Below are 18476 nucleotides of genomic sequence, written 5' to 3'. Positions count from 1 at the left end.
CGCGATGACGGCTGCGCAGATCCCCCGACAGCAGGTCCCCCGACAGCAGGTCCCCGGACAGCAGGCCCCGACCGAGGCCCGCTCGTGGCACACCGTGCCCGCCGACGCGGTGTGCGCCGAGCTGGGCGTCGACCCGGCCGTCGGGCTGACGTCGGCCCAGGTCGCGGAGCGGCGTGCCCGGTACGGGCCGAACGCCCTGGCCGAGGAGCGCACGGAACGACCGTGGCAGGCGTTCCTGCGCCAGTACCGCGACCTCATGCAGCTCGTCCTCGTCGGCGCCGCGGTCGTGAGCATCATCGCGCTCGGCGACGTGACGACAGGCGTCGTCGTCCTGGCCCTGACCGTGCTCAACGCGCTCATGGGGCTGCACCAGGAGGGCAAGGCGGCGCAGAGCGTGGCCGCGCTGCGCGAGATGCTCGTCATGACGGCCACGGTGCGTCGCGACGGCCGGCAGGAGCAGGTGCCCGCCGAGGAGCTCGTGCCGGGCGACGTGGTCGGGTTCGAGGCGGGCAGCAAGATCCCCGCCGACGGCCGCCTGCTCGTCGCGGCGTCCCTGGAGATCGAGGAGGCCGGGCTCACGGGCGAGAGCACGCCCGTCGCGAAGGGCGTCGACGTCGTGGAGGCGGCCGAGGCCCCGCTCGGCGACCGCGTCGACATGGCGTACATGAACTCGCAGGTGACGCGCGGGCGCGGCGAGATGGTCGTGACGGCCACGGGCATGACGACCGAGGTCGGGCGCATCTCCGGGATGCTCAGCGGCGTCGAGCAGGACAAGTCGCCGCTCACGCGCCAGCTCGACCGCATCACGGTCATCATCACGGTGATGGCCGCGATCGCCCTCGTGGTGGTCGTCGTGCTCGGCCTCGCGCGCGGCGAGGACTTCGACAGCCTGTTCGTCGTCGGGATCAGCCTGGCGATCGCCGCGATCCCGACGGGCCTGCCGGCCGTCGTGACGATGCTCCTGTCGCTCGGCACGCGGCAGCTCGCCGACGAGGGTGCGATCGTCAAGCGGCTCAAGTCCGTGGAGACCCTGGGCTCGACGTCCGCGATCTGCTCGGACAAGACCGGGACGCTCACGCTCAACCAGATGACCGCGCGCCGGCTCGTGCTCGCGGGCCGGCGGTTCTCCGTCGACGGCGAGGGCTACTCGACGACGGGCCGCATCCTCGCGGCGGCCGGCTCGACGGACGTCGACCTCGAGCCCGTGGCGCTGCCCATGGCGCTCGCGAGCGACGCGGTCGTGCGCGACGGCGAGTGCCTGGGCGACCCGACCGAGGGCGCCCTCGTCGTGCTCGCCGCCAAGGCGGGGCTCGATGTCGAGGAGACGCGCCGCGAGCACCCGCGCGTCGCCGAGGTGCCGTTCGACACCGAGTACAAGCTCATGGCGACGTTCCACGAGATCGACGGCGTGGTGCGCAGCTTCGTCAAGGGAGCGCCGGACGTCCTCCTGGCACGCTCGACGCGGTATCTCACCGCGGACGGCGGCACGGCGCCGCTCGACGACGACGCCCGGGCGCTCGTCGTGCGCGAGAACGACGCGCTCGCGGGCGAGGGGATGCGCGTCCTCGCCGTCGCGCGGCGCGACGTCTCTCGAGCCGATCTCCAGGGCGACCTGCTCGGGCTCGCCCAGGACCTGGAGCTGCTCGCGCTCGTCGGCATCGTCGACCCGCCGCGGCGCGAGGCGCGCGACGCGATCGCCGAGTGCAAGGACGCGGGGATCCGCGTCCGGATGATCACTGGCGACCACGTGACGACGGCGTCCGCGATCGCCGGCCAGCTCGGCATCGAGGGCCGCGCGCTCACCGGGGCCGAGTTCGCCGCGATGAGCGACGCGCAGCTCGAGGCAGAGGTCGCGAGCATCGGCGTCGTGGCACGCGTGGCGCCGGAGGACAAGGTGCGGCTCGTCGACGTCCTCAAGCGGAAGGGCGACGTGGTCGCGATGACGGGCGACGGCGTGAACGACGCGCCGGCGCTCGCCCGCGCCGACATCGGTGTCGCGATGGGGATCACGGGCACCGAGGTCACCAAGGACGCCGCGGAGATGATCCTCACCGACGACAACTTCGCGACGATCGTCAAGGCCGTCGAGGGGGGCCGCGGGCTCTACGACAACCTCATGAAGTACATCCGTTTCCAGATGGTCGTGCTCATCGGCTTCATCCTCACGTTCGTGGGCGCCGGCATCTTCACCATCGCGAGCGGTACGCCGCTGACGCCGCTGCAGATCCTCTGGATCAACTTCGCGATCGACGTGCTGCTCGCGATCGGTCTCGGCTTCGACGCGGCGTCCCCGGGCCTCATGCGGCGCCGACCGCGCCCGCCCTCCGAGCCGGTCATCGGCCGTGCGCTCGGCGTCCGTCTCGCGGTGGGCGGCGTGCTCATCGCCGTCGGGACTCTCGTCGCCGTGGCGTGGGGCGAGGCCCGGTACGACCTGGCGGTCGCGACGACGATGGGCCTCACGGCCATGTCGCTCCTGCACGTCGTCGCGGCGCTCGAGTGGCGCGACCCGCGCGCGAGCATCCTGTCGTTCGACACGCTCGCCAACGGCCGGTTCGTCGTGCTCCTGCTCTCGTCCCTCGGCCTGACGTTCCTCGTGACGACGCTCGACGGGCTGGAGCGGATCTTCGGCACGGTGAGCCTCGACGGCGAGCAGTGGGGGGTGTGCGCGCTCGTCGCGCTCGCGTTCCTCGTGCTCGTCGAGCTGGGCAAGCTCGTGCTGCGGCACGTCTCGCCGCGGCGCACGGCAGACCCGCACGTCGCGGCCCACGCGCTGCCGGGGGCCTGACCGTGACGGACCAGGGGGCGGGGGGCGGCGCCCCGAGCGGACCGGAGGCGCCGCAGGGGGTCGACCGGCGGCTCGCGGTGCTGCTCGCGATGGCGATGTTCGTCCTCGTCGTCGACACGTCCTTCATGAACGTGTCGATCTCGGCCGTGGTCCGCGACCTGGGGACGACGGTGAGCGGCGTCCAGACGGCCATCGCGCTCGAGGCGCTCGTCTCCGCGGCGTTCATCCTCCTCGGGAGCAAGGTCGGTGACCTCGTGGGCCGGCGGCGCGCGTACGTGATCGGCCTCCTCGGGTACGGCATCGGTGCGGTGGCGATGATGCTCGCGCAGAGCCTGGTCGTGGTCGTCATCTTCTGGTCCGTGGTCGGCGGACTCGGTGCCGCCCTGCTCCTTCCGTCCATGCAGGCTCTCGTGCACGGAAGCTTCGAGGGCACCGCGCGGACCAAGGTCTACGCGCTCGTCGGGGCGTCCGCGTCGGTGGCGGCGGCGGTCGGACCGCTCCTCGGGGGGTTCATCACCACCTACCTGTCGTGGCGGGTCGCGTTCGGGCTCGAGGCCGTGGTGATCGTCGTCGTGCTCGCCGGCATCCGGCTCGTGCACGACGTCCCGTTCACGGGCGACCGCTCGGTCGACGTCGTCGGGGCCGTGCTCTCCGTGCTGGGCATGGGTGGCGTCGTGCTCGGCGTCCTCGTGTGGCAGGAGGGCGGCGAGGCGGTGGGGATCCTCGTCGCGGTCGGCGTCCTGGGGCTGATCGGCCTCGCCCGCTGGGTGCTGCGCCGCGAGCGCCGGGGCGCGGCCCCGCTCGTCGACCCGGCGCTGTTCCGCTCGCCCCCGTTCCGCCTCGGTGTGTCGCAGCAGACGCTGCAGCAGGTCGCGCTCGGCGGCGCGATGATCGCGCTGCCCGTGTTCCTCCAGATGGCGCTGGGGTACGACGCGATGCTCGCCGGCCTGTCGCTCGCGCCGCTCTCGCTCAGCATGTTCGGCGCGGCGATCCTGGCGGGACGGCGGGCCGGACGACGGCGCCCGGCCACGATCGTCCTGGCGGGCTTCTCGCTCCTCGTGGTCGGGGTCGCCGCGCTCCTGCCGGTGGTCCCGCGCGCAACCTCCGGGTGGTACCTCGCGGTCCCGCTCGTCGTCGCGGGCTGCGGTCTCGGGCTCCTCGTCTCCCAGCTCAACGCCTTCACGCTCTCGCCGATCCCCGAGGAGCGCGTGGGGGAGGCGGCGGGCGTGAACTCGGCCGCGGGGTCGTTCGGGCTGTCGCTCGGGCTGGCGCTCGCGGGCGCCGTCATGCTCGCGTCGCTCGCGCGCGGGTTCACCGCGCAGGCGCAGGACAGCCTCGTGCTGCCGCCCGAGGACAAGGCGCAGGTGAGCCAGGTCCTCGAGGAGGACGCCGAGGTGATGAGCGACGCCCAGCTCGTCGAGCTGCTGGCCGACGAGCCGGCGGCCGTGCGCGACGAGATCCTGCGGATCAACGACGACGTGCGGGCCCGGGCGCTGCAGGTGGCCCTCCTCGTGCCGCTCGGCGCCGGCCTCCTCGGCGTGGCGCAGTCGTTCCGGATGCGGCGGCTGCCCGACCCGGTGCCGGGCGCGGCACCCCCCGCGCTGGGCTGACGCGTGGAGACGCCACGACGAGCTCACAAAGTCCGGGACGGGCGGCGCGCGGCGCCGTTGTGGCTCGTCCTGACGCTCTTCGCGGTCGTCCTTGCACTTCTCGGATTCGCCGGGCTCGGCGACCTCCTGCTCTGGGTCGCTGCCGTCCTCCTCCTCAGCATCGTCGTCGCCACGGCCGTCGGTCTCCGCCGCAGGAGCGTCGCGACCGGGCCGGCCGGGGAGGCCGCTCCGGGAGCTGCAGGCACCACCTGGGACCGTCGGGCCGCGAGGCTCGGATGGGTCGCCCTGGCCCTGAGCGCGCTGACGGTCGTCCTGCTCGGGGTCGGCGCCTGGGTGGTGGTGCGGGGCCAGGCACGCATCGTCCCGACATCTCCGCGCCGCGCGAGCGAGGCGGTGCTCCCGGTCGACGTCAGCCTCACCGCGCCCGACCCGGGGGCCGTGCTCGTCCTGGGCTTGGGACTGGCGGCCTTCTTCGTCGGTATGGCGGCGTTGCAGGCCGCCACGGCCATGCGCGTCCTGGCCCGCGGTCGGGGGCTCTCTGCTCCTCCACCAGCACAGGTCGCCACGGCCGGGCGGCGGACGCTGGGGGCCGTCGCCACCCGCACGCTGCAGCTGGAGGAGCCACCTGCCTGGCCGGCGTCCGCGATCCCGGTCGGAGCCGACGACGTCCGCCGGATCCGCTGCACGGTGCTCATCCCCGCGCATGACGAAGAGGCGGTCCTCGGCCGGACGCTGGCATCGCTCGGTCGTCAGACCCGCGGGCCGGACCGGGTGGTCGTCGTGGCTGACAACTGCACCGACGCGACGGTCCGGATCGCTCGTGAGCGGGGCGCCGAGGTCGTGGAGACCGTCGCCAACGACGAGCACAAGGCCGGTGCCCTCAACCAGGTGCTGGCCGGGCTGCTCCCCGACACCGACGTGGACGACGTCGTGCTCGTGATGGATGCCGACTCCAGCGTCACCGCCGACTTCCTGGAGGTCGCCATCGGGCGGCTCGAGCACGATCCCGACCTGATGGCGGTCGGCGGCCTGTTCTCCGGCGAGGACGGCGAAGGCCTCCTCGGGCAGATGCAGCGCAACGAGTTCGTGCGCTACCAGCGCGTCATCTCCCGGCGCGAGGGGCAGGTGTTCGTGCTGACCGGCACCGCGTCCGTGTTCCGCGCGTTCGCGCTGTGTGCCGTGGCGCAGTCGAGGGGCACGCTGATCCCCGGCGTCACGGGAGACGTCTACGACACCCGGGCGATGACCGAGGACAACGAGCTCACGCTGGCGCTGAAGTCCCTCGGCGCCGCGTTGACCTCGCCGGGACGGTGCCGGGTGACCACGGAGGTCATGCCGACCTGGCGCGCCTTGTGGCGTCAGCGTCTGCGCTGGCAGCGTGGGGCGATCGAGAACGTCGGTGCCTATGGTTTCACCCGGACCACGGCGCGCTACTGGGGTCAGCAGGTCGCGCTGGGCTACGGGGTCCTCGCGCTGCACGCCTACCTGGTGCTGACGGCTGTCGCCCTCCTGGCGTCGGACGAGGTCCGGTGGTCGCCGTTCTGGTTGACGGTCGGTTCGGTCTTCCTCGTCGAGCGTGTCGTGACGGCGTGGGCGGCGGGCTGGCGGGGCAGGGCGGTCGCCGCGCCGCTGGTGCTCGAGCTGACCTACGCGGTCGCCCTCCAGTGGACGTTCCTCACGTCGCTCGTGCAGATCGCCACGCGGGAGCGGGCAGGCTGGAACTACGTGCCCCGGCCCGTGACGTCCGCCCTGGTCGTCCCGGTCGTGCTCGCCGCGGCCGCCGTCCTGCCGACGTGGAGCCCTCTCCCCTCCACGGTCCTCCAGTCGACGTGGTTCGCCGCGCTGAGCCTGTTCGTCGGCATCAACACGCTCGTCTTCGCTGCGCTGAGCCTGTTCCAGCTCCTGCCACCCATCCGGAGCACGTACCACCGGGTCGTCCGCTCGGCCGCCTCCACCACGACCCGGGTCGCCGACGAGCCGTGAACCCGGTCAGGGCAGGATGCCCAGCTCGCGGCCGCGGCGGACCGCCTCGCGGCGGGACCCGACGCCGAGCTTGCGGTAGAGGGCCTTGAGGTGCGCCTTGACCGTGTTGACGGAGACGAAGAAGTCCTCGGCGATCTCGACGTTGCTCTCCATCGTCGGCAGGACCGCGAGGATCGAGAGCTCGCGCTCGGTGAGCGGCTCGGCCAGGGGCGCCGGCTCGGGACGGTCGTCGTGCGGCAGGCGTGCGCGCAGGCGCGCGGACAGCGCGTCGTCCCGATGGGCGACCGCGCGGGTCAGCGCGGGGAGCAGCTCCGGTGACCCGACCGTGAGGAACGGTCGGGCGAGCCCCTCGCCAACGGCGATGCCGAGCGCGCGGGCCAGTGCGTCGTCCGCTCTGCGGGTGCCTGCGTGCGCGAGGGCGGAGGCCTCGACGAGCGCGGCCTCGACGCGCACGAGGTCGTCCAGGGCGCCCTGCGCGTCCCTCACGGTCTCGAGCTCCTGGAGGGCCGCACCGGTCCTGCCGGCGGCGAGGTGCAGGCGCGCGCGGCAGACCGCCGTGAGCGCGGCCGACCCGAGGCCACCGAGGTCGGGGCATGACCGCGGGAGCGGTCCGGTCGGTCCGACGACGGACGGCGTCTCGAGCAGCCGTATCTCCGTCGTGGCGCGGACCCAGAGGTCCGCGAGCACGGGGGGGACGGGCGCGGTGCCGAGCGCACGATCTGCGGCCGCGAGCGCCTGCCGGGCCGAACGGCCGTGCCCGCGGGCCGCGGCGACCAGCGACTGGACCAGCTGCGCGGCCGCCTCCGACGCCGGTTCGCGTCCACCGCCGTCGATGGAGAGGGCGTGCGCGAGCGCGCTGTCGAGCCCGTCGTCGTGAGCGCGCAGGTAGTGCGCCCAGACCAGTGCCACGTGCGCGGCCCGGGCCTGGACGTGCGTCTCCCATCCGCTCGTCCTGGCCGTGTCCACCGCCGCGCGGGCGAGCGTCTCACCGTTCGCCAGCCGGCCGTGGGCGACCTCGAGCAGGGCGACGGCTCCCTGCGCCTCCAGGTCGACGAGCCGTCGCGCGCCGTCGACGACCCCCGCAGCGTCCGCGGAGCTCGCCGCGGGTGCCGGGACGAGGTCGACGGCACGGCCGGACGGGACGGCGCACCACGCGAGGGCGGCCCGACGCTGCGCGAGAGCCAGACGACGGTAGGTCTCGAGCGCGGGGAAGGGGAAGGGGACGGCGGCGGCGGCGGCCAGTGCCGCTCCCGCGCTGCTCGCCTGGCGCCGGACGTCCCCCAGGGAGCGGGCGACGGACGATTCGAGGAGGCCGAGCAGGACCACGGCAGGAGCGACGGACGCGCCGGTCGCGTCGCCGACCAGCCGGCGCGCTCGTTCGACATGGTGGTTCGCCGCCTCGAACCGGTCGTCGACGAGCGCGAGCGAGCCCGCGCACAGGTGCAGCGCGACGTCCGGCTCCAGGTCCGCGAACGGTACGCGACCCAGCACGTCGGCCACTGCCTGGCGGTGCGGTCCGACGAGGTGGACCGCGGCACCCTCCACGAAGACCGTGCCCGCGAGCCCCCAGTCCTCGGCCGCGACGGCATGCTCGAGCGCGCGCAGCGGGTCGCCGTGGCGGACGAGCCAACGGGCTGCGGCGCGGTGGGCGACGGGTAGCGCGTCGGGGTCCTCGAGACGGAGCTCGCTCTGCAGCATCTCGCGCAAGAGGGGATGGTAGCGATACCACCGGCGCTGGTCGCCGAACGCGGTGACGAAGCCGTCGGAGGCGGCCAGCTCGGGCAGCAGGCGGCCGGCCGGCGCCCCGGGGTCCAGGACCTCCGCGAGCTCGGCGCACAGCGTCGTGGCGAGGCTCGTGCGCAGCAGGAACTGCCGCACCACCGGGTCCCGCCGCCCGAGCACCTCGGACAGCAGGAACTCCGCCGCCGAGCGTTCCGCGCGGGCCCGGCCCGCCGCGTCGGGGGCGGCCTCGACCTGGAGCCGGACGCCGACGGCCCACCCGCCCGTCTCCGTGAGGAGGCGCTCGACCTCGCGCGGTGCGAGCGTGCGGCCGTGCAGGGCACCGAGCGCGGCGACCGTCGGCGCGTCGAAGGCGAGGTCCGACGCGCCGAGCTCGACGACCTCGCCCTGTCCGCGGAGCCGCTCCAGGTGGAGCAGGGGGTCGATGCGGGTGAGCACGACGACGTGCAGCGGCAGCGGGTAGCGCAGCAGGTCGTCGACCGTGCCGGACACGTCCGCGGTGGCGAGGTGGTGGACGTCGTCCAGGACGAGGACGACGGGAGCGGGCAGCTCCTCGATGCCGCGCAGGATGCGGCGGAGGAGTCCGGCCGACATCCGGGAGGGCACGGTGATCGCCGCGAGCGGGTGGTCCGGCGGGACGGCACCTGCGTCGCGGAGCGCCGCGAGCACATCGGACCAGAACGCGGTCGGCGTGTCGTCGAACGGCTCCAGCGTCAGCCAGGCGACGCGCGGACCCGGCCGGGTCCGAGCCCAGGCGGCGACCGTCGTCGTCTTCCCCCAGCCGGGACCGGCCGAGACGAGCGTGAGGCGCCGGGAGGCCGCCTCCTCCAGCCGGGCCTCGAGGCCTGGCCGACGAACCGTGGAGGGTGGCAGGACGGGGACCGTCGTGCGCGCGCGCAACGTACCGGAGGCGACCGGGACGCGTGGCGCTACCTCCGGCTCGGCACGTGGCTCGACCGAGGCCATGTCAGCAGGCTACGCGCGTGGTGGGATCCGCGCGCGACGTCATCGCCGGTCAGGCGGGCTGCACGGGCTGCACGGGCTGCGCCGGCTGCGCGGGGGCAGGTCGGGCGAGGAGCTCGACGACGAGGAGCGCCACGCCGGCGACCACGGCCGTCCCCACGACGAGGGCGGGCGTCGGCTGGCCGGCGAGCAGGAGGACCAGCGCGCCGAGCGCGACGACGACGACACGGACGAAGGTCTTGTGCTGGGCGAGCCAGTCGCCCACCGGCCCCGACGTGACGCCGCGGTTCGCCGCCCATTCCCGGCCCGAGTCCCCGATGCGGGCGAGTCCCGCGCGCAGGCTGCGCGCGGAGGCGCTCGACCCGCCCAGGTAGGCGGCGAGCGCGACCACGAGGCCCAGCACGCCGACCGTGCGCAGCGTCAGGCGGAGGAACGAGACCACCTGGTCGAAGACGATCTCGGCGGCGTCCAGGCGCGCCACCTGCCCGCTCAGCGCGTTCAGGTAGACGCCGCGGGCGACGGCGAGCGCGATGCCGAGCAGGACCATCGCCGCGGCGAGGGCGAGACCCGCGACGACGAGCGCCCGCAGGCGGTGGGTCGCCACGAGGACCCCCGCTGCGAGCAGGCCCAGGGCGACCCACGGGAGCCAGGTCGTGAGCACCACGAGCTGGGCGTAGCGGTTCTGGACCTGCACGAGCTGGGACGTCTGGACGATCGTGAAGCTCGCGTCGATCTCGGGGATGTTGGCCGCGACGTCGAGCCCGCGGTCGACGAGCCGCTGCTTGAGGATCTCGATCATCCCCGAGAGCTGGATCGTCAGCTGCCCGTCCGCCCCCACCTGCAGCACCTCGCCGTCCTCGCCCCGCATGACGGCGACGAGCTGCTGGTGCGCGACCCGGTTCGCCTGCACCCAGGCCTCCTCGAACGCGTCGCTCTGCACGACCCGGTCGGCGGCGCTGCGCACGAACGACTCGACGCCGCCCGTCAGAGGCGCCTCGAGCGCGCTGAGAGCGCGCGTCGCGCGGGGCGCGATGTCGTTCTCCTCGAGCCCGCCGACGACGTCGTCGAGCAGCGCGCTCACGTCGATCCGGGACATGACCGCCTCGGTGAGCCGGCCGGCGACCGCCGACTGCACGACGGGGTCGCTCGCCAGCGGACCGACCGTCTCCACGTACCGCTCGGTGTCGGTGAGCTCGCGCTGGGCCCACGCCGCGACGGCGCCGGCTGGGGCGAGGAGGGCACCGAGCGTGATGAGGACGACGCACGCCACGGCCCGCAGGCGGTGCGGCCGCGGGCCTTCCGTGCGGACCGGCGCCGGTCCTGCCGAGGCGACGACCTCCGCGGTGGCGAGGCGGCGCCGCAGCGCGGCGTTCTCGCGTTCGAGCGCGGCGAGCCGCTCCTCGACGGAACCGCCGTCGTGCGAGCCGTCCATGCGCGCTCCTCCCAGGTGGCGGCGCTCGGCGGCCGCCCGTCCACTCTGCGCCAGGAGGAGCGCTCGCTCCTCACCCGTCCGGGGTAGTCGGGCGAGGCACCCGTACAGGGTGATCCGCCCGACACGTGGCGCGCGGATCCTGGCGTGACGCGGAGAGTCTGGAGGGCGACGTGACAGGGACGACCCTGGTCGAGCTGACGGTGGTGGGGTCTGTCGACGTGCCCGACGCGGACCTCGCCGAGCTCGGCGTCCGCCGGGCGACGGCCTGCACGCTGCTCGAGGCGACGGTGCGCGACCAGGCGGCGCTGTACGGGCTGCTCCAGCGGCTCGCGTCACTCGGTCTCGACCTGCTGGAGCTGCGCACCTCGGCGGCGGGCGAGCGTGCCGACGTCGAGGTCGTCGTGCGCGGACCGGTGGGCGCGCTGGTGCAGGAGATGCTGCACGGCGTCAGCCGGTCCGTGCCCGCCACGGTCACGTCCTACCGCGTGCGGGACACGGACCTCGCCGGGCTGCTCGCCGTGGTCGACGGCGTCCCCTCACCCCCGGAGGGTGAGGACGGGTCGGGCCGCAGCGTCGACCGTGGTGCCAGGAGGGCCCGTCCGGGTCCGCAGAGCGTCATGACGACGGGAGTGGAACCGATGGAGCGAGACGTGGACGAGATGGGTCCGATCGACTTCCTCGTCGTGGAGTTCCCCGAGAACCGGCTCGACGGCGAGGCGCTGCCGCTCCTCGTCGAGCTCGTGGACCGCGGGATCATCCGCGTCCTCGACCTGGCGTTCGTCGAGAAGAACACCGCCGGCGAGGTGTCTGGCATCGAGCTGCACGACCTCGACGCGACCGGCGACTTCGACGTCTCCGTCTTCGAGGGCGCGTCGTCGGGCCTGCTGGGCGACGACGACCTCGAGCAGGCCGGGGCCGCCCTCGAGCCGGGCAGCGCCGCGGGCGTGCTCGTGTACGAGAACCTGTGGGCGGCACCCTTCGCCTCGGCTCTGCGCCGCGGAGGAGGGTCGGTCGTCGCCGGCGGGAGGATCCCCGTGCAGTCGATCGTCGCGGCGCTCGACGCCGTCGAGAGCCGCTGACCACCGCGGGCCCTGCCCGCACCGAGAGAGTCGAGAGAGGAGCACGCCGTGGGACTGATCCGAGGTGTCGCCCGGACCGCCGTCGTCGCGGGGACGGCGAGCGCCGTCTCCGGGCGCGTGCAGCGCCGTCAGCAGGGTCGCTGGGCCGCGCAGGACGCCCAGAACGCGCAGCCGGCGTACGCCGAGCCGCAGTACGCACCGCCACCGCCGCAGTACGCGGCGCCCCCGCCCGCGGCCCCGGCCGGCGACGACATGGACGCGAAGCTGGCGCAGCTGCGCGAGCTCGCCGGGCTGCGCGACCAGGGTGTCCTCACCCCGGCGGAGTTCGACGCCCAGAAGGCACGCATCCTCAGCTCCTGACGTCCGTCCCGGACACCCAGGCGTGGCCGACAAGGAGGTCGGGTCGTGGACGTTCTCTTCGTGCTCGAGGCCCTGGTGGTGCTCGGGGCGATCGTGATGGGCACCCGGTCGGGTGGCGTCGGGGTCGGGCTGTGGGGCGGTCTGGGTACCGCCGTCCTCGTCTTCGTCTTCGGGGAGGCGCCCGGTGAGCCGCCGGCCGCCGCCCTGGCGATCATCCTCGCGGTGGTGACGGCGGCCGCCCTCATGCAGGCCGCAGGCGGCATCGACTGGATGGTCGCCATGGCCGCGCGGATCATCGAGCGCCACCCCCGCCAGATCACCGTCATCGCACCGCTCACGGCCTTCGCGTTCTGCGTCGGGGCCGGCACCGGCAACATCATCTACCCCCTGCTGCCCGTCATCTACGACGTGTCCTACCGGAACAACATCCGCCCGTCGCGTCCCCTGACCGTCACGGTCGTCCAGTCGGGCATCGCGCTCGCCGCGTCGCCGGTCTCGGCCGCGATGGCGGCGATGCTCACGCTCACGGACGTCGCGCCGTACGACCTCGGGCTCACGCAGATCCTCGCCATCACCGTGCCCGCGTGCGTCGTCGGCATCGTCGTGACGGCGCTCGTCGTGAACCGGACCGGCAAGGAGCTCGACGAGGACCCCGAGGTGCTCGCGAAGATCGCCGCCGGTGAGCTGGAGGCACCCTCCGCGGTCGGGGTACCGGCGACGCCCCCCGCGCGCGCCGCCGTGGGAGCGGGCGGCGACGCACCGGCCGCGCCGGCCGTGGCGGGTCCGACCGGCGCGACGGCGGACGCCGTCGACGGGCCGGCCGCCCCCGTGTCGATCGCCTCGACCCTGACGTACACGAGCCGCGGGCGGAACTCGGCGCTCGCCTTCCTCGCCGGCGTGCTCGCCATCGTCCTCCTCGGCCTCTTCCCCGGGCTGCGCCCCGCGTTCGAGGTGCCCGAGGAGGGGATGGTCCCCATCGACATGACGACCACCATCGTCCTGGTGATGTTCGTCGTCGGCGTCGCGATCCTCTTCCTCGGCAGGCCGAAGGTCGACGAGGTGCCGGACCAGTCGGTCTTCAAGGCGGGGATGATCTCCGCGATCGCGCTGTTCGGGATCGCCTGGCTCACGGCGACGTTCATCACCGCGCACGAGGAGCTGATCGTCAGCACCATCGGAGCCTGGGTGACCGACTGGCGGTTCATCTTCGCGCTGGCCGTCTTCCTCGTCGCAGCCCTCACCACGAGCCAGTCGACGGCGACCCGCACGATCGTCCCCATCGGGCTCGCCGCCGGGCTGTCGCCGGGGCTGGTGACCGGCATGTGGGCCGGTGCGCTCGGCGGCGTGTACACGCTCCCGGCCAACGGAACCCAGATCGCCGCCGCCAACTTCGACCTCTCGGGGACCACGAAGCTCGGCACCAAGCTGCTCGACCACAGCTTCTTCGTCCCGATGCTCGTCCTGTCGGTCACGACGATCGTCGTGGGCGCGCTCATCGGAGCGATCTTCTTCTGACGGCCGGCCGGACGACGGCCGACCCCGGTGAGGGGAGCACCCCATGGAGACCGACGACGTCGCGGCGCGCGCCGGCGCGCTCATGCCGTCCTTGCTGGAGTCCCTCACGGAGCTCGTCGCGATCCCGTCGGTCGCGTTCCCGGGCTACCCGGCGGAACCGGTCGAGGAGATGGCGCGGACCACGCTCCGGATGCTGCACGAGGCCGGGGCGACCGACGCCCGGCTGATGGACGTGCCGTCCGGCTATCCGCCGATCTACGGCGAGATCCCGGGACCGCCGGGCTCACCGGTCGTCGTCCTGTACGCCCACTACGACGTCCAGCCCGCGCCCCCCGCGCAGGGCTGGACGACGGACCCGTGGCGTCCCACGACGCGACCCGACGGCCGCGTGAGCGGACGCGGCTCCGCCGACGACAAGGGCGGCATCGTCTGTCATCTCGGCACCCTGCGACTCCTGGCCGACAGACCCCCGTGCACGCTCCGGATCGTCCTGGAGGGGATGGAGGAGACGGAGAGCAACCTCGAGGCCTTCGTCCTGGCCCACCCCGACCTGTTCGAGTGCGACGCGTTCGTCGTGTGCGACATGGGCAACCTCCGGGTCGGGGAACCCGTCCTCACGACGGCGCTGCGCGGCGACGTCGCGTGCGTCGTGACCGTGAGCACGCTGCAGCACCCGCTGCACTCCGGGATCTTCGGCGGGCCCGCTCCCGACGCCATGATGGCCCTGGCCCGGCTCCTCGCGACGCTCCAGGACGACGACGGTGACGTCGCCGTCGGCGGGGTGACCTCGGGGGCGTGGGACGGGGAGGGCATCACCGCCGAGGAGTTCCTCGCGAGCGCCGACCTGCTCGACGGCGTCGGGCTCGTGGGGACCGGTCCTGTCGGAGACAGGCTCTGGACGAAGCCGTCGATCAACGCGATCGGTATCGACACCACCGGCATCGCCGGGTCGTCGAACGTGCTCATCCCGCGCGCGTCCGCCAAGATCTCGATGCGCATCGTCCCGGGTGCCGACCCCGACCACGAGCTCGACGCGCTCGTCGCCCACCTCGAGTCCCACGCCCCCTGGGGCGCCCGCGTCGAGGTCCAGCGCACCAAGGCCGCCCCGCCGTTCGACTGCCGCACGGACGGGCCCGCGTACGCCGCGGCGCGGGCGGCGCTCGCGGACGCCTACGGTGTCGAGCCCGGGGTCGTCGGGAGCGGCGGGTCCATCCCGCTCCTGAGAACTCTCGCGGGCGTGGCGCCCGGCGCCGAGTTCGTCCTCTGGGGACCCGAGGACGTCGCAGGGGCGCGCATCCATGCGTCCGACGAGAGCGTGGACCCTCGGGAGATCGAGCGCATGGTCGTGGCCCAGGTGCGGTTCCTCCAGCGGTACGCGGAGACGCAGGAGCCCGCGTAGCCACCGGTCGCCGGGGCTACGCGGGCACCGACGTGCGCTATGCGAGGGCCTTGGCCTTGAGCGCGGTGAACTCGTTCGCGTCGATCGCGCCCGCGTCGTAGAGCGCCTTGGCGTCCGCGATCTCGCTGGCTGCCGACTTCCCGCTCCCGGCCGTGGCCCGGACGTAGTCGTCCATGATCTGCCTGCGCGCACGGTCCTCCTCGACGTGGCGCTCTGCCATGCCGCGTCCGCGCGCGATCAGGTAGACCAGCGCGCTGAGGTACGGCACGAGGATGAGCGCCACGACCCAGATCGCCTTCCACCAGCCGCTGAGGTGCTTGTCCCGGAAGAGGTCGCCCAGGATCTGGAAGAGCACGATCAGGTACGCGATGAAGAAGAACCACCACACCATGAGCCAGAACCAGCTCCAGAAGTCGTCCACGGTGCACCCCTCGTCTCGGGGTCACGGGGTCCCGTGACCGCCTCTACCGTGGCGTGACGGCGACGACCGGACCTCACCCGTCAGGGGTGATCGTGGGGTCACGACGGATCTGCAGCACGCGCGCGATCCCGGGGGAGTCCGGGTCGTCGGTGATCTCCCGGCCGTCGAGCCAGCACGACACGACGTGCGCGAGCTCGCCGGGGTGGCTGAAGTTCATCGCGTGCGCGGCGCCCTCGATGAGGACGACCGTGAGGTGCGCCGGGGCGAGTCGTCCCACCTCGCGCACGCGCCGTGGGGGCGGCATCAGCGGGTCGCGCGAGCCGAGCACGGCGAGCGTCGGGACCGGGGTGCGCAGGATCCGCTCGAGGGACGGGAAGCGTGCCAGCTCGCTGAAGAGGTGCAAGGTCGAGACAGGGCCGAACCGCACGTAGTCGGGAACGGCGATCCGCGCCATCGCCGGGTTCTCGCGCGTCGCGTCGCGGGCGAGCTGGACGAGGGCGCGCGCGAAGGGCTGGTTGTGGACGCCGCCCGCGGGGGAGACGAGCACGACGCCGGCCACGCGGTCCGGCGCCTGGTGGGCGACCTCCAGGCTGACGGGCCCGCCCATCGAGTTCCCGATCAGCACGACGCGGTCGAGCTCCAGGGCGTCGAGCAGCTCGAGGAGCGCCAGCGCGAGGGCGGGGATGCCGAGCGCCGACCCCCAGTCCGGCGTGCGCCCGTAGCCCGGCAGGTCGGGGACGAACGTCGTCGCGCGGTGGGCGAGGAGCGACGCCGTCGGGAGCAGGTAGGTGCCGGAGACGGCGAACCCGTGCACGTGCACGATCGGTACGCTCCCGGGCACCTCGGGGCCGACACGGACGAACACGGGACGGCCTCCGACGTCGACCTCGCGCTCTTCCCAGACGATGTCCCCGCTCATGGCGCGATGCTCCCAGAGCGCGCGACGGTCGGCACGCCGACCGGGAGGTCGCGCGTGAGGCCGAGCGTCAGGCCGCCGTGGTGACGTGCACGACGAGCGCCTGTGCGGGCCACAGCGCGGGGACCTGGAGACCGACCTCGGCGAGCACGCGCCCGCAGACCGTGACGGGCGTCGTCAGCCACGGCGGCGTGACCCAGCCGTGGCGCGCGAGCCCGGTCTCGTCGCGCACCCGGACCGTGTAGCGGCGGTCGGGGTCGAGCCCGTGCAGGTGGACGCGCTCCGGCAGCGCGTCCTCGAGCGTCGCCACGGTGGCGACCGTCCAGACGCCCTCCGAGCGGTCCGGGAGGACTGCCCCGACGACGCGCAGCGCCGGGTCGACGACGTCGGCGTGCACCGCGGTCCCGGTGTGGAGCACGTGCCGCAGCTCCTTGTACAGCGCTGCGAAGGCCGTGATCGTCGCGACCTCGTCGGGACCGCACCCGAGGATGTCCCACTCGAAGCCCGCCGATCCCATGAGGCTCGTCGCGAGGCGGTAGGAGAGGTCGGTCGTGCGACCGGACGAGTGCGCCTCCCCGGGACCGACGTGCCCGCCGACGAGCTCGGGCGGCAGGAGGAGCTGTGTCCAGCGCTGGATGTCCTGGCGCTCGACCGGGTCGTTGGAGTCCGACGCCCAGACGCGGTCGGCCACCGCCATGACGCCGAGGTCCGTGCGCGCGCCGCCCGACGAGCAGGACTCGATCTCGAGGCCGGGATGCCGTTCCTTGAGCTCGGCCATGAGCGCGTACGCCGCACGGGTCTGGGCGTGCGTGCCGGGACGGCCGTCGTGGACCGTCTCGACGAGGTCGCGGTTGTGGTCCCACTTGACGAAGTCCACGCCCAGCTCGCCGATCACGGCGCTCATCGCGTCGCGCACGTGGGCGTACGCGTCCGGGTTCGCGAGGTCGAGGACGTGCTGGCCGCGCCACGACAGGCCGGCGGGCGCGTCGAGGTGGGTGGGGCTGTGCAGGAGCCAGTCGGGATGGGCTCGAGCCAGGTCGGAGTCGAGGTTGACCATCTCCGGCTCGAACCACAGCCCGAGCTCCATCCCGAGCCCGTGCACGAGGTCGGAGAGCGGCCCGAGACCGTCGGGCCACACCGTCCGGTCGACCCACCAGTCGCCGAGGCCGCGGGTGTCGTCGCGGCGGTCGTGGAACCACCCGTCGTCGAGCACGAACCGCTCCACGCCGACCTCGGCCGCGCGCCGCGCGAGCGCGTCCACGCGGGCCGGGTCGTGGTCGAAGTAGACGGCCTCCCACGTGTTGAGCACGAGCGGGCGCGGCGACCGGGGGTGCTGCGGGCGCGCCCGCAGGTAGGTGTGGAAGCGGGCCGCGACGCCGTCGAGCCCGTCGCCCGACCACGCGAAGTACGCCGTGGGGGCCGTGTGCTCCTCGCCGGGGGCGAGGACGACCTCGCCCGGACGCAGCAGCTCGCCCGCGCCCAGGAGCGTCGGGTGCTCGGGCGTGCGGTCGACGCGGTAGGTGACGTCGGCGCTCCAGCCCAGGTGTACCGCCCAGACGTCGCCCCGCCGGTCGCGCGGCGCGCCCGCCGAGGCCAGCACGACGTGCGGCGAGTCGTGCCCGACGCGTCCGCGCCGCGTCTGGCGCGTCGTCGAGCCGCGCGGCATCTCGGTCGTGCGCGGCGACTTCTCGCGCGTCCACCGCCCGGTGAACGACGTCAGGTGGTCGGCGCGCGTCGGCACGGGGAGCGTCGCCTCGAGCTGGTGCACGGTGAGCGGCTCGTCGCCGGCGTTCGTCAGGGCGTGGTCCACCGTGACGATGCCGCCCGCGCCGATCGCGAGGCGCGTCGTCAGGCGCAGCCCGGCGGCCGCGTCGTCCGCTTCGACGACGAGCCCGGCCCGGGCTGCGTCGCTCTCGGCCTCGCGCTCGTGCCGGACGTGCGTCGTCCACCGCGGGAACACCGGACGCCCGGCGCGCTCCAGGAGGATCCCGGGCCGCCCGGCCCAGCCCTCGGAGTCCTGCGGGAGCAGGCTCAGGCGCCACGCGGCGTCGAGCGTCCCGGGCGGCGTCTGGCGCGTCGTGGCCAGGGCGAGCCCGTCGAGGAGGTCGTCGTCGAGCTCGCCCAGGTCGGCGCCCCAGTGCAGCACCGCGGGCAGCCCTGTGGCCGGGGTCTCGACGACCAGGGCGACGCCGTCACGGCGCAGGATCGTGCGGTCGAGGTCCATCCTCGTCCTCTCGGTGGGCTCGTCGTGTCGTGGCACCGGTTCGTCGGCA

General features: G+C 73.9%; 12 protein-coding genes. 7 read left to right on the top strand and 5 right to left on the bottom strand.

Features of this window, described 5'->3' with window-relative positions:
* The first annotated feature begins 4 nt into the window (after positions 1 to 4).
* The 3 genes from ACZCLJ_RS12445 to ACZCLJ_RS12435 all read left to right on the top strand — a co-directional run bounded on the left by ACZCLJ_RS12445 (position 5) and on the right by ACZCLJ_RS12435 (position 6378).
* The gene (locus tag ACZCLJ_RS12445) at positions 5 to 2785 is read left to right on the top strand and encodes a cation-translocating P-type ATPase (RefSeq protein WP_463103920.1); all 2781 of its coding nucleotides are present in this window, start codon (positions 5 to 7) and stop codon (positions 2783 to 2785) included.
* An 89-nt stretch (positions 2786 to 2874) separates the two neighbouring features.
* Positions 2875 to 4395 carry an MFS transporter gene (locus tag ACZCLJ_RS12440; RefSeq protein WP_463106403.1) on the top strand — a complete coding sequence of 507 codons (1521 nt, stop codon included), beginning with the start codon at positions 2875 to 2877 and terminating at the stop codon, positions 4393 to 4395.
* Between the two features lie 3 nt (positions 4396 to 4398).
* A complete protein-coding gene (locus tag ACZCLJ_RS12435) occupies positions 4399 to 6378 on the top strand; it encodes a glycosyltransferase family 2 protein (protein ID WP_463103919.1) in 1980 nt (659 codons plus the stop codon).
* A 6-nt stretch (positions 6379 to 6384) separates the two neighbouring features.
* Here ACZCLJ_RS12435 and ACZCLJ_RS12430 read toward each other — a convergent pair whose 3' ends face one another.
* Positions 6385 to 9084, bottom strand: a complete 2700-nt coding sequence (locus ACZCLJ_RS12430) for a LuxR C-terminal-related transcriptional regulator (protein ID WP_463103918.1) — start codon at positions 9082 to 9084, stop codon at positions 6385 to 6387.
* A 49-nt stretch (positions 9085 to 9133) separates the two neighbouring features.
* Entirely contained in the window at positions 9134 to 10513 is a 1380-nt protein-coding gene (locus tag ACZCLJ_RS12425) for a hypothetical protein (RefSeq protein WP_463103917.1), read from the bottom strand.
* Positions 10514 to 10683: 170 nt separating this feature from the next.
* Between ACZCLJ_RS12425 and ACZCLJ_RS12420 the strand changes: the two genes are divergently transcribed.
* Genes ACZCLJ_RS12420 through ACZCLJ_RS12405 form a run of 4 tightly spaced genes read left to right on the top strand, consistent with a single transcriptional unit; the run spans position 10684 to position 14866 of the window.
* Positions 10684 to 11592 (top strand): DUF6325 family protein, encoded by a 909-nt coding sequence (locus ACZCLJ_RS12420; RefSeq protein WP_463103916.1) that lies wholly within the window; start codon positions 10684 to 10686, stop codon positions 11590 to 11592.
* A 48-nt stretch (positions 11593 to 11640) separates the two neighbouring features.
* Positions 11641 to 11952 (top strand): SHOCT domain-containing protein, encoded by a 312-nt coding sequence (locus tag ACZCLJ_RS12415; protein WP_463103915.1) that lies wholly within the window; start codon positions 11641 to 11643, stop codon positions 11950 to 11952.
* Positions 11953 to 11997: 45 nt separating this feature from the next.
* On the top strand, positions 11998 to 13467 hold the full coding sequence (locus tag ACZCLJ_RS12410) for an anaerobic C4-dicarboxylate transporter family protein (RefSeq protein ID WP_463103914.1): 1470 nt from the start codon (positions 11998 to 12000) through the stop codon (positions 13465 to 13467).
* A 43-nt stretch (positions 13468 to 13510) separates the two neighbouring features.
* On the top strand, positions 13511 to 14866 hold the full coding sequence (locus tag ACZCLJ_RS12405; RefSeq protein ID WP_463103913.1) for a M20/M25/M40 family metallo-hydrolase: 1356 nt from the start codon (positions 13511 to 13513) through the stop codon (positions 14864 to 14866).
* Between the two features lie 37 nt (positions 14867 to 14903).
* Here ACZCLJ_RS12405 and ACZCLJ_RS12400 read toward each other — a convergent pair whose 3' ends face one another.
* The 3 genes from ACZCLJ_RS12400 to ACZCLJ_RS12390 all read right to left on the bottom strand — a co-directional run bounded on the left by ACZCLJ_RS12400 (position 14904) and on the right by ACZCLJ_RS12390 (position 18427).
* Positions 14904 to 15287 carry an SHOCT domain-containing protein gene (locus tag ACZCLJ_RS12400; RefSeq protein ID WP_463103912.1) on the bottom strand — a complete coding sequence of 128 codons (384 nt, stop codon included), beginning with the start codon at positions 15285 to 15287 and terminating at the stop codon, positions 14904 to 14906.
* A gap of 73 nt (positions 15288 to 15360) precedes the next feature.
* Positions 15361 to 16206, bottom strand: coding sequence for an alpha/beta fold hydrolase (locus ACZCLJ_RS12395; RefSeq protein WP_463103911.1), 846 nt, complete (start codon positions 16204 to 16206; stop codon positions 15361 to 15363).
* A gap of 67 nt (positions 16207 to 16273) precedes the next feature.
* A complete protein-coding gene (locus tag ACZCLJ_RS12390) occupies positions 16274 to 18427 on the bottom strand; it encodes an alpha-galactosidase (RefSeq protein WP_463103910.1) in 2154 nt (717 codons plus the stop codon).
* Between the last annotated feature and the right edge of the window lie 49 nt (positions 18428 to 18476).

This window comes from Cellulosimicrobium sp. So1_17, from assembly GCF_055181235.1.
This window is presented reverse-complemented; position numbering and strand designations above follow the sequence as displayed.